The organism is Escherichia sp. E10V5 (assembly GCF_004212315.1).
In the GTDB taxonomy this organism is placed as follows: Bacteria; Pseudomonadota; Gammaproteobacteria; order Enterobacterales; family Enterobacteriaceae; genus Escherichia.
Genome location: NZ_RHJM01000042.1, coordinates 21,062 through 31,967, shown reverse-complemented (window position 1 = coordinate 31,967; position 10,906 = coordinate 21,062). Strand labels below are relative to the sequence as shown.

Sequence of the window (10,906 nt, the reverse complement as noted above, 5' to 3'; positions counted from 1 at the left end):
TTGGTGGAGCCGTCGTCGATACAAATTTTCATGTCGATTTTCCTTATGTTGATTAATTAATCGGTTACGGGATTCTGAAATCCCGCTTTCGCCTGTTTTGTGCGCGCTTCATATATCGCGGCGCGTTTTTTGCTCATTTACGGGATTTGTGAATCCCGTTTCTGTCTGTTTTTTGTTTCCACTGGTCAGGCCACCCCGCAGCAGGTTTGCTTTGCGGCGGGCGCGTTCAGTGGTTTCACTGATTCTCTGTGCGTGCTCTGCGTCACGGATGGCGCGCAGCATGTCAGAAAGCACGGTAACGGGTGTTTTCATGGTGTTCTGGTCTTGCTGAAGTGTGGATGCCAGGCGTGCGGCGGCTTCGGGGTCTGATGCCCCCAGCTGTTCCAGATAGCTGGCGACCGGGTTATGACGGATCTCCGTGCTGCTTACGCCGTGATTGCGGCTCAGGCGCTGCCAGAGCTGCGTGATTCGGCTGTCCGGGCGGATATCCGGTTTGCGTACAATTTCAAATCCCTGCGGTGCAATGATGCTGCCGTCAACGTACAGGCTGCCGCCCCGCAACAGGTGCTGCATCTGCTGTTCACCGATATGCAGGCCGAGAGATTCGGCAGACTCCCGCCATTCTTTAGCGAGTAATTCGTGGTTATCAGGCAAAGGCCGCTGCTGTTTGCGGCTCTGTGTCCAGCTCTGCATTTCATCACTGCTGTTTTTTGCCTGTTTGTCACGCAGCGAACGCATCAGCGCCCGGCGTTCGTGCCGTTTCAGTGAGCGCATCCATTCATCCACATCAACGCCGTCAGGAAGCTGCGGCCACGGTGCTGGTCGTTCTTCCGGCTGTTCTGTCCCGTTGTTGTCCGTTTCCTGTGCACGGGGACAGTTATTGCCACGAGTCCAAGGGGCGGCAGGGCCGCCCTGAAGGTCAAAACCATTTTCGTGGGCGTTGTCTTCTGGTTCTGGTTTACGTCTTACCAACTTCCAGTTATCCGGATGCGTGCACACACGGGAGGATTCCCCGATGAGTGGTGACCAGATCCCGTAAATCTGTACGCTCTGTTCGCCGTAATCGTTCAGCTCATCTGCGAGGTCGTAGGCGGTGCGAATCAGGTAGTCCTTGCGTGGAACAAGCACGCCACCCTGTTTTTCAATGTAGGTGGCAAAACACCCGGCATCGGCGGCAGCGAGTACCGCATCCATTGCATCATCTTTCAGCCGTTGCGGGCCTTCCGGATTGCGTGCCATCTGGCTGGCAAGGCGGCGCAGTTCACGCCACACCTGACGGGAGGGGATGCCAAAGAACTGGAACTGACGGACCCGGTGAAGGCGCGCCCAGCCGATGGCGCGCTCCACGCTCTCGGCCATTGATTTTCCGGTTTCGTGGTCAACGCGTGGCTTGCCCGTTTTCGGGTCGATGCCATCCACGGCGCGGCTGTCCAGGTTCTTTCCGATGTAGGTGGCGATGTAGCTGGTTGGTGTGCCTTTTGAGCCGTCGACATACTCCGCCTTAAAACGCGGAGTTATGTCATCGCCCAGCTCGTGGCGGTCCTCCTGAATGGCAATATCGCAGACGTGGGACACGATGGTTTCAATCTCGTCCGGATGTGCAAAGACCATCATATGCCAGTGCACAGTGCCGTCATGGTGAGGCTCCACCGTGCGGATGCCATACCAGCGCAGGCCGTCGCGGTTCAGTTTTTTGCGGACCGCCGCAAAAAACGTGTTAACCAGGTAATCGCTGGAGTCGCGCATGGTGGCCCCGTTCCATTTGGGGTTCGGATGACCGTTCTCCGTTGTTGCGTGGTATTTTGACGGGCAGGTGACGGTCAGAAACACCGCTCTGTCGCCACGGGCTTCGGCCAGAAGTTCCAGTCCCTTCATGGTGGCCATCATTTCTGCCTTACGGTGAACCGGGTTACTTACTCCCGCGTAATACACCGTCTCGAGATCAATCGTGAACCCGTCTTCATTTTCCAGCATGAAACTTTTCAGGAAATCGCGTGTTTTCTCGCGCTGTGCGCGAAACTCGCTTAACGCGTCCTGGCTCAGATAGGGCGATGTTTTTCTGGAAACCAGACAGGCGGCGCGGAGTTGTTCTTCCCGCCACTCGCAACGTAACAGCCACAGTTTGCGTTTCCACCATTCCGCACAGGTCAGGCGAAGGATTGCGCCCGGCAGCAGCTCCGTGTCTGGTTCGTTCCTCCGGTCTTTGTCTGTTGTCAGTGCGTCATAATGTGGAGGCATGGCGTGCAGGTGTAACGCCATGCGGGCCAGCATCTGATACGCCTTCAGCGTTACATCCATGGTCAGCTCGCCATCGGTCGCGCCAAAGCCATCGCAGAGTTTTTCGAAGGTGCTGCTGAACATCGCCGCCGTCATGGTGGCCAGCGTCTGTATCTGGTGTTTGTTGAGCTGCGGCAGGTAAAGCAAATCGTCCAGGCGTTCGCGTCCGGCAAGGGAGCGATAACCCGGTGTCAGCCAGCGGTGATCGGTGCGGTCCAGACGTTCGAATATTTTGCGCAGGGTTCCGCGTGCATAGCGTTCCGCCTGCCAGCTCTTTTTGCCTTTCCGGCGATCGGCTTCCTGTTTTTTGCGCAGGAAGGAGAGGTGGCGAATAAGCGGATCGCGCAGATAGGACGGCAGCAGGCGCAGCGAGGCCATGGCTTCATCCACTGCGCCGCGTGCCTGTTTTCTGGCGTCTCCTGCCAGTGTGATGGTTTTGTCCTGTTTTTCCTGTGCGTCCAGGCTTTTATTAATCAGGTTGCCCAGCGGCGTGGCGGAGAACGCCGCATCAGCCATTTCCTTGCGGCGCTCGTTCTCTGCCCGGTAGGCATCCAGCCAGGAGGAAAGCGCGGATTCAGGAGCGGGGATCCCCGTTCCTTCACGCCCCACTGCGTGGCGCGGTTGTTGCCAGTCCCTGATGTACTCTGCCGTCATAGTGATTTACTTCGTCATGCCATTCAGGGTGTCGCGGCAGACGGTAGCCAGCCGCTGAATTTCCAGCACGGTGTCTTCTGTGTCGGCATAGTGATGTGTGATGCGGATGCTGTCGGCAATCACATCGACGATCGCAGAGGATGGGCGCTGGTAAATGCCAATAACGGACGGGGTGCCACCTTCAATACGGTAAAGCCTGTAATTTCCCTCGTGGCTGTCAATCATGTAACGACCATCAATAACAATCTTTCCGTCAGCGAGCTGCGGTACAGGCAGGGATTTCAGGTACATGTCATAACGTTCACGCACGCGAACGGCAAGATCACGCTCTGTGTTGAGCAGATATTCAAGAAAGTCGTTGGCGAGAATCATTGCGGCAATCCTCTTGTTACAGATGTGCGAAGGCCTCCCGCCGCAAGGTGCAGGAAAGGCCCGGAACAGGAATTAATGGAGTTTGTTTTGCTGCTGGATGAGCTGCTGAAGCTCGCGCAGATCATCCGCCAGATAGCTGAAAACAGCGGATGAGTAGAGGTTTGAAAGTTCGCAGCTACGCTCATGCAGCATATTGATGTGCATGATTTTAGCGACACGGAATGCGCGGGAAAGTCTGCGGTTGATTTCAGTCTGGATGTGACGACGCTCCGCGATAGCGCGGTGCTGTTTGCGGTTTGCCATGGGGTGGCCTCTTTGGTTGTAAGTTTTGAAAACTCACCATCCAGAGCTGCGAAACTGTGGGTGGCGAGACGTACGGGGTTCGCAGTACCGGCAACCAAAGAACCCGGCCCGACCGAAGTCGGCCCCGTACGCCCCGCCATAATTCGTGTGCGAAAAAGACGTGGCAATACAGTACGCACAAAAAAACCGCTGGCGCGGTTGTGCGCTTTGGTTGTCAGCAGGCTGCGAAACCCGGCACCCGTTTTATGAGGTGCAGCGGAAATGTAACCTGACTGATTGCGGCATGGCAAGCGGTTTTTTTGTGTGTGCATGTTCTGGTTTCTTAGTGGTTCAGAAAAAAATCAAAAACCTTGTCAATGCGTTGCAGCAGCTCTTGCTGTATTGCTTCCGGCGTTTCCGGTTCGCCTGGTGCCTCCAGCGTCGCGCAGAAATCAGCAATTTCATGATGGAGTGTCAGGCGAATGGCAGGAGCCGTGGTTCTGGCGTGCTCCAGCTCATCCAGCAGTGCCAGCACAGCAGACGGCGAGAGCATTGCGCGAAACGCCAGTAATTTTTGATGCGTTGCCATTCGTTGAAGGTCAGTTGCCAGTTCGCGTAATTCCTGGTGGTTGATGGCGCTCATGCTCTGGCTTCCTTCAGTAGCTGGTTAAACATGTTGGTAAGTGGATTGCTGCACCCGAACGGCATCGGGTTTATCTGGTAAGAAAAGCGACCGCCTGTTTTGCGCTCTTTTCTTATGACTGAACCGCTGCGCCAGAGTCGGCGTAACTCCGCATTAATGGCTGTAGTTGGGGTATTCAGTGCTGCGGCGATTTCTCCACCGCTACAGCCCGGATTGGCGGCAATGTAGTCCAGAATGGTCATCGGCGTGACTCCTGTACCTGTCTGATAAGATTCACCTGCACCACGTTGGTGGCGCAGAAGTAAGTGTCGTCAGTGAGATAAATGTGATGCGCGTCAGGTTGCGAACGGTGACGGTCGAGCGTTTTAATCAGCCGTTCGTCAACTTCGTATTCACGCCCTCTGGAGGTGAAACGAATGACGGAAAAACGCTTAATTGCCATTACGTTTCCTTTGCCTGGAAGGCCTGCACCATTTGATGCAGGCGGTACATGGTGCGAAAGCGTGGGCGGGTGCAACGGGCGTCAGTCTCGCGTCCGTTAACGCGGTTCAGCCAGCCGTAGCCGTACCAGCGATTAGCAATCCATACTTCAACGACGTTGCCGTTGTGATGAAAAATCGCGTTGTGCTCGTCCGTTGCGACGAGAACGCCTTCATTCAGTAGCTGCTGTAGCTCTGCATCCCATGAAGGGCTGAACGGGTATACACAAAAGCCACTTGCGCTTTTCAGAATGTGACTCATCAGAGTCATGTGGTATTTCAGCTTTTCCATTGCATCGCCCGTCAGCTAATGAAGGTCACTTCGGACTTGTGGACTTCAAATGCCCTGTCTTCGGTTAGTCGTCTCAGAAGGAAAAGGTCCGGGTTTTCACCCACGATTACATAAATGCAAGCATCCATGTTGGCCAGGCGAACGGCTCTCCCTTTGTTGTCGGATGCAGATGTTACGTTTGCGAGCTGAGCTTTAAGGTCGCTAATTTCCTTGTGTTGCTCCTCGATGAGCTCGGCGGCATTTTCTATGACGCCGGCTACCATCAGTGCATGAACGCTGAGAATGTGAGCGCCTACCTTTGTTGCTCGCTCGTGCATTTCACGCTCCATCGCGGATAACATTTTCAGAGAGATAAGGGTGTCTTCGGTTTTTGCGTTCATTTTCTTTCTCCGTTATTTGGATGTACAAATACCTCCGCTAATGCGGATGGCTTTCACGTTTTCTTATTTAATGTGGTGTTTTATTTGTGCTGTTATTCGTCAGAGAAAAAACGCTCAATCTTTTTCACTGAATGAATAATTCGCATAATTCCAATAGCGCAGGCCACCGAAATAATCAGAACAAGCCATGAGATAAATATACTCATGCAATATTCCCCAGTTTATATGGCTCAATATGGTCCCCGTTTTCTGCGGCGCAGACGAGTATGGAAAGCTCGTCGAGCGCGTCCGGGTCGTCAATGTAAAAAGCTGTGTCGTATATACTCTTGATGGCCCTGGTCAATGACTCTCTGGCTGCGAGCTCAGCATGAGTGCCTGATGCGCTTATGCGAAAATGGAAACGCTCAAGTGCTTTATTGACGAGAGTTTTGTATTCCTGGTCCATTGCAACGCCCTTTAATCTGCTTTCTTAATTTCAGCTTCTGAATCCATACAAATAATTTCGATATAGGGTTCATCGCTATTAGCCTGGCGCGCTTTTTCAGCTTCGTTAATGGCTTCGCGAACGGTCTGGTACGGAAGCTCCACGATCAGTTGTGCGTTGTTCGCATAAACGTGAGTAACTGCTTTTTTTTCTGCCTGGGCTACAGCATCAATAGCTGATGCACGTAATAACAGTTCACCGCGAAAATCAATAAAACGGATAAATACACCTTGTGCATACTCTTTGGTCATAAATCACCTGTTATAAATCAACCTGTTTAATAAAACTTTGTCCGCGAAGCAGACGATCAACCGTGCGAAGTGCTTCGTATAATGTGAAATCCTGCCCGAACTGATTGTCGCCGCTGCTCAGTGCAAAAATGCGGTTTCCGGTAAACGGATTGCGTGGGCATTTGTGGACCACGATTCCAGCTTTCTCAATCAACCAGGCGTGCTCGCCGATTTGTTTTACTGGGTAGCCATCCGGCGTTGCGTGTGTTTCGCTCAGGCTGTAGCGGATGTTGCTGCGTGATGCACTGGTAGCGAAACGATTAGCGTGGCGTTCAGCACCATTACGAAAGCGTGAATTACGTTGCTGTTTCATATCAAAACTCCCTGCATCTCATGCAGCAAAATTAAGAAAGCCTAATCCCAAATCTTCCGCCAGCTTCTTGGCTTTATTAAGCCAGTGGTTGCGCCAATCTTTACGCTCAGGAGGAAGCTGTTTCGTTGCGTCATAGACCATTTCGAGCCACTCGTTCCATAGGATGAGAAGGCGGCGTGAACTTCCTTCCTCGCCTAAAACTTCACGCTCAGTGGCCAGAGGGATGAGTCGACGTTCCACCAACTTTCTTACGGCTGATTCGGTCTTGCCCGTGCGGCGAGCAAATTCATCGACGGTGATGGGGTCTGGGATCTTAAACAATGCCCTCAATAGTTCTTCATTCATGTGATAATCTCCCTGTTTGGGGTATAGGTGAGATATTTACCCCATAGTTCAACTCATTGTTTGCATAATGCACTACATATTTGGAGAATGCAATATGATTTTGGAGATTGGTGAAAAACTAAAACTAATGCGTGAAAGTGAGCGCATTACAAGTCGCAATGAGGCTGCGGAGTTAATAGGTATTCCGCATAACGCGCTATGGCGTTATGAGACTGGCGAATCCATACCCAAAGGGGATGTAATGATGAAAATCTTAAATTGCCCGCGGTTCGAAAAATATGCCTTGTGGTTTATGACTGGAAAAATTGCGCCTGAATCCGGGCAGATAGCTCCGGCTCTCGCACACTATGGGCAAGAGCCAACGGATTTACCCCCATCCGAAAGGAAAATTGGTTAACCCTTTATTATTCTTACGTTTTACAAACTGGAAATGTCTTTCCTCGTTTCACCGGAGGGCTTGCCAATGGCAATTAAAGCACTCGATGGTGGACGATATAAAGTGGATGTTAGACCGCGTGGCCGAAGTGGACGTCGGATTCAGCGGATTTTTAAGAAAAAGGCAGATGCAGTGGCCTTTGAGCGCTATGTTCTCAGCCACATGCACGATAAGGAATGGCTTGAAAAGCCAACAGAGCAACGTCATCTCTCAGATCTGCTTCCGTTATGGTGGGAATTGGGTGGACGCAATAAGCCATATGCTAACGGCGTTCTAACCAGATTGAAAAAAATCATCAAAGAAATGAATGATCCAAGGGTTAGCCAGATTAATGCTCGTTTCATGGCAGCTTATCGAAGCTCCCGCTTATCCTTGGGAGTAAAAGAGTCTACTGTTCGGCGTGATGAGTCGGATCTCGGAGGAATGTTTACACTCCTGGCAAATGCCGGGGAATTTCACGGAGAAAATCCACTCCGCGCCCTCCCCTCTTTGAAACGAAAATCACCCGAAATGACGTACCTCACTACGGAAGAAATCGCCAAATTGCTGGATGCAGTAAGCGGTGATGCTCGGCGGATTACGCTACTTTGTCTCAGTACTGGGGCGAGATGGGGAGAAGCGAAAAATCTGCGCGCGGAACACATCATCAATAATCGCGTGACGTTTAACAAAACTAAAAACGGAAAAGTTCGAATTATTCCTGTCTCTGATGAAGTTGTTAGTGAGATCAAAACAAAGAAATCCGGCCTTTTGTTTGACGTCAATTATGAGGAATATCGCAAGGTGCTTCGCAGTGTTAAGCCAGACCTACCAAAAGGACAGGCTGTACATGTTCTACGCCATACCTTTGCTGCTCACTTTATGATTAATGGAGGAAATATACTTACGCTCCAGCGAATTATGGGGCACGCCACGATCCAGCAAACTATGACCTATGCGCACCTCGCTCCTGATTTCCTCCAGGATGCAATTTCACTTAATCCATTAAAAGGAGGCATCCACATTTCATCCACATAAGTGGGTTTTATAGGGTAATCAGTAACCCCCACCAATAACAAAACCCACTGAAAACAAAGGGAAAACATTGAATTCAGTGGGTTTTACAACGCACCTTCGGGCGCGTTTTTTGTTGACAGCATGAAAACAGTACGGGTACTGTACTGAAGTCGCTTAAGGAAACAAACATGAAACAAACGCCGTTTTTCTTCGCATTCTTTTTTACCTTCCCCTGAATGGGAGGCGTTTCGTCGTGTGAAACAGAATGCGAAGACGAACAATAAGGCCTCCCAAATCGGGAGGCCTTTTTTATTGATAACAAAAAAGGCAACACTATGACATCGGAAAACCCGTTACTGGCGCTGCGCGAGAAAATTAGCACGCTGGACGAAAAATTACTGGCGTTACTGGCTGAGCGGCGCGAGCTAGCCGTTGAGGTGGGAAAAGCCAAACTGCTTTCACATCGCCCGGTGCGTGATATCGATCGTGAGCGCGATTTGCTGGAAAGATTAATTACGCTTGGTAAAACACACCATCTGGATGCCCACTACATTACTCGCCTGTTCCAGCTCATCATTGAAGATTCCGTATTAACTCAGCAGGCTTTACTCCAGCAGCATCTCAATAAAATTAATCCGCACTCAGCCCGCATTGCTTTTCTCGGGCCCAAAGGCTCTTATTCACATCTTGCGGCGCGCCAGTACGCTGCCCGTCACTTTGAGCAATTCATTGAAAGCGGCTGCGCCAAATTTGCCGATATTTTTAATCAGGTGGAAACCGGCCAGGCCGACTATGCTGTCGTACCGATTGAAAATACCAGCTCCGGTGCCATAAACGACGTTTACGATCTGCTGCAACATACCAGCTTGTCGATTGTTGGCGAGATGACGTTAACTATCGACCATTGTTTGCTGGTTTCCGGCACCACCGATTTATCGACTATCAACACGGTCTACAGCCACCCGCAGCCGTTCCAGCAATGCAGCAAATTCCTTAACCGTTACCCGCACTGGAAGATTGAATATACCGAGAGTACGTCTGCGGCAATGGAAAAAGTTGCACAGGCAAAATCACCACATGTCGCTGCGCTGGGGAGCGAAGCTGGCGGTTCCTTGTACGGTTTACAGGTACTGGAGCGCATTGAGGCGAATCAACGACAAAACTTCACCCGATTTGTGGTGCTGGCACGTAAAGCCATTAACGTGTCTGACCAGGTTCCGGCAAAAACCACACTGTTAATGGCTACCGGACAACAAGCTGGTGCTCTGGTTGAAGCGTTGCTGGTATTGCGCAACCACAATCTGATTATGACCCGTCTGGAATCACGTCCGATTCACGGTAATCCGTGGGAAGAGATGTTTTATCTGGATATTCAGGCCAATCTTGAATCCGTGGAAATGCAAAAGGCGTTAAAAGAGTTAGGAGAAATAACCCGTTCAATGAAGGTATTGGGTTGTTACCCAAGTGAAAACGTAGTGCCTGTTGATCCAACCTGATGAAAAAAGCCGGATGATGTGAATCATCCGGCACAGAGTTATTACTGGCGGCTATCGTTCGCCTGACGCAATAATACGCGGCTTTCATTCTGGAAGCGTTGTGCGTAATCGCCGAACCAGTGCTCCACCTTGCGGAAGCTGTCAATAAACGCCTGCTTATCGCCCTGCTCCAGCAACTCAATCGCCTCACCAAAACGCTTATAGTAACGTTTGATCAACGCCAGATTACGTTCTGAAGACATAATAATATCGGCATAAAGCTGCGGATCCTGGGCAAACAGTCGCCCGACCATCGCCAACTCAAGACGATATATGGGCGAAGAGAGTGCCAGAAGCTGCTCAAGCTGAACATTTTCTTCTGCCAGATGCAGGCCATAAGCAAAAGTGGCAAAGTGGCGCAACGCCTGGATAAACGCCATATTCTGATCATGTTCGACGGCGCTAATGCGATGCAGTCGCGCGCCCCAGACCTGAATTTGTTCAAGAAACCATTGGTACGCTTCTGGCTGACGTCCATCACACCAGACCACGACCTGCTTCGCCAGGCTGCCGCTATCCGGACCAAACATCGGGTGAAGCCCCAGCACTGGACCATCATGCGCCGCCAGCATGGCCTGTAATGGTCCATTCTTCACTGATGCCAGATCGACCAGAATACAGTCTTGCGGTAAACGTGGTAATTTGCCAATGACTTGTTCAGTAACATGAATCGGTACACTGACAATCACCATACCGGCATCGGCAACAATCTCAGCCGCGCGATCCCAGTCATGTTGCTCCAGAATCCGCACCTGATAGCCAGAGAGTGTCAGCATCTTCTCGAACATGCGCCCCATCTGACCACCGCCACCAACAATGACTACCGGACGTAGTGAAGGACAAAGCGTTTTAAATCCTTTGTCGTTTTCGCTGGAGTAGGACTCACGGATTACCCGACGCAGAACATCTTCAATCAGATCTGGCGGAACGCCGAGAGCTTCCGCCTCTGCGCGCCGCGAGGCCAGCATGGATGCCTCGCGCTCCGGTACATAAATGGGTAACCCAAAGCGGCTTTTCACTTCACCGACTTCAGCAACCAGTTCCAGACGCTTTGCTAATAAATTCAGCAGCTCTTTATCGACTTCATCAATTTGATCGCGTAATGCGGTCAACTCAGCAACCATAATA

General features: G+C 51.2%; 18 protein-coding genes, 1 pseudogene and 1 other annotated feature. Of the genes and pseudogenes, 4 read left to right on the top strand and 15 right to left on the bottom strand.

Features of this window, described 5'->3' with window-relative positions; genetic code table 11:
• Positions 1-108: 108 nt before the first annotated feature.
• The 14 genes and pseudogenes from D9738_RS23030 to D9738_RS22970 form a co-directional block, all read right to left on the bottom strand.
• Positions 109-2,931 (bottom strand): replication endonuclease, encoded by a 2,823-nt coding sequence (locus tag D9738_RS23030; RefSeq protein ID WP_130261281.1) that lies wholly within the window; start codon positions 2,929-2,931, stop codon positions 109-111.
• A gap of 6 nt (positions 2,932-2,937) precedes the next feature.
• Positions 2,938-3,303, bottom strand: coding sequence for a hypothetical protein (locus D9738_RS23025; protein WP_050153952.1), 366 nt, complete (start codon positions 3,301-3,303; stop codon positions 2,938-2,940).
• Positions 3,304-3,375: 72 nt separating this feature from the next.
• A complete protein-coding gene (locus tag D9738_RS25320; protein ID WP_000013452.1) occupies positions 3,376-3,606 on the bottom strand; it encodes a hypothetical protein in 231 nt (76 codons plus the stop codon).
• A gap of 47 nt (positions 3,607-3,653) precedes the next feature.
• A pseudogene (locus D9738_RS25315) lies at positions 3,654-3,917 on the bottom strand (hypothetical protein); the annotation flags it as partial.
• 11 nt (positions 3,918-3,928) lie between these two features.
• Positions 3,929-4,228, bottom strand: a complete 300-nt coding sequence (locus D9738_RS23015) for a hypothetical protein (protein ID WP_097478527.1) — start codon at positions 4,226-4,228, stop codon at positions 3,929-3,931.
• Positions 4,225-4,470 (bottom strand): helix-turn-helix domain-containing protein, encoded by a 246-nt coding sequence (locus D9738_RS23010; RefSeq protein WP_130261279.1) that lies wholly within the window; start codon positions 4,468-4,470, stop codon positions 4,225-4,227. Before D9738_RS23010 ends, D9738_RS23015 begins: the two co-directional genes overlap by 4 nt.
• Complete coding sequence (locus D9738_RS23005) at positions 4,467-4,670, bottom strand: hypothetical protein (protein WP_000985718.1); 204 nt, start codon at positions 4,668-4,670, stop codon at positions 4,467-4,469. Before D9738_RS23005 ends, D9738_RS23010 begins: the two co-directional genes overlap by 4 nt.
• On the bottom strand, positions 4,670-4,999 hold the full coding sequence (locus D9738_RS23000) for a hypothetical protein (protein ID WP_096962407.1): 330 nt from the start codon (positions 4,997-4,999) through the stop codon (positions 4,670-4,672). The genes D9738_RS23005 and D9738_RS23000 overlap by 1 nt, the downstream gene beginning before the upstream one ends.
• 11 nt (positions 5,000-5,010) lie before the next feature.
• Entirely contained in the window at positions 5,011-5,379 is a 369-nt protein-coding gene (locus D9738_RS24955) for a hypothetical protein (protein WP_001560995.1), read from the bottom strand.
• A gap of 92 nt (positions 5,380-5,471) precedes the next feature.
• Positions 5,472-5,585, bottom strand: coding sequence for a hypothetical protein (locus tag D9738_RS22990; protein ID WP_041329713.1), 114 nt, complete (start codon positions 5,583-5,585; stop codon positions 5,472-5,474).
• Positions 5,582-5,824 (bottom strand): DUF4754 family protein, encoded by a 243-nt coding sequence (locus tag D9738_RS22985; RefSeq protein ID WP_107183125.1) that lies wholly within the window; start codon positions 5,822-5,824, stop codon positions 5,582-5,584. Before D9738_RS22985 ends, D9738_RS22990 begins: the two co-directional genes overlap by 4 nt.
• An 11-nt stretch (positions 5,825-5,835) precedes the next feature.
• On the bottom strand, positions 5,836-6,114 hold the full coding sequence (locus D9738_RS22980; protein ID WP_081178290.1) for a hypothetical protein: 279 nt from the start codon (positions 6,112-6,114) through the stop codon (positions 5,836-5,838).
• A gap of 10 nt (positions 6,115-6,124) precedes the next feature.
• Entirely contained in the window at positions 6,125-6,466 is a 342-nt protein-coding gene (locus D9738_RS22975) for a DUF4761 family protein (protein WP_130261278.1), read from the bottom strand.
• Positions 6,467-6,484: 18 nt separating this feature from the next.
• On the bottom strand, positions 6,485-6,811 hold the full coding sequence (locus D9738_RS22970) for a Cox family DNA-binding protein (protein WP_001001391.1): 327 nt from the start codon (positions 6,809-6,811) through the stop codon (positions 6,485-6,487).
• A gap of 94 nt (positions 6,812-6,905) precedes the next feature.
• Here D9738_RS22970 and D9738_RS22965 point away from each other — a divergent pair, with 94 nt between their 5' ends.
• The 4 genes from D9738_RS22965 to pheA all read left to right on the top strand — a co-directional run bounded on the left by D9738_RS22965 (position 6,906) and on the right by pheA (position 9,739).
• Positions 6,906-7,208 (top strand): helix-turn-helix transcriptional regulator, encoded by a 303-nt coding sequence (locus tag D9738_RS22965; protein WP_029392135.1) that lies wholly within the window; start codon positions 6,906-6,908, stop codon positions 7,206-7,208.
• Positions 7,209-7,274: 66 nt separating this feature from the next.
• Entirely contained in the window at positions 7,275-8,264 is a 990-nt protein-coding gene (locus D9738_RS22960) for a tyrosine-type recombinase/integrase (protein ID WP_000974887.1), read from the top strand.
• A 166-nt stretch (positions 8,265-8,430) separates the two neighbouring features.
• Positions 8,431-8,556, top strand: a sequence feature (Phe leader region).
• Positions 8,432-8,479, top strand: a complete 48-nt coding sequence (gene pheL, locus D9738_RS22955; protein ID WP_100229775.1) for a pheA operon leader peptide PheL — start codon at positions 8,432-8,434, stop codon at positions 8,477-8,479. (Overlaps the previous feature by 48 nt.)
• A 22-nt stretch (positions 8,557-8,578) precedes the next feature.
• Complete coding sequence (gene pheA / locus D9738_RS22950; RefSeq protein ID WP_130208153.1) at positions 8,579-9,739, top strand: bifunctional chorismate mutase/prephenate dehydratase; 1,161 nt, start codon at positions 8,579-8,581, stop codon at positions 9,737-9,739.
• Between the two features lie 41 nt (positions 9,740-9,780).
• Here pheA and tyrA read toward each other — a convergent pair whose 3' ends face one another.
• The gene (gene tyrA, locus D9738_RS22945; RefSeq protein WP_130261277.1) at positions 9,781-10,902 is read right to left on the bottom strand and encodes a bifunctional chorismate mutase/prephenate dehydrogenase; all 1,122 of its coding nucleotides are present in this window, start codon (positions 10,900-10,902) and stop codon (positions 9,781-9,783) included.
• Between the last annotated feature and the right edge of the window lie 4 nt (positions 10,903-10,906).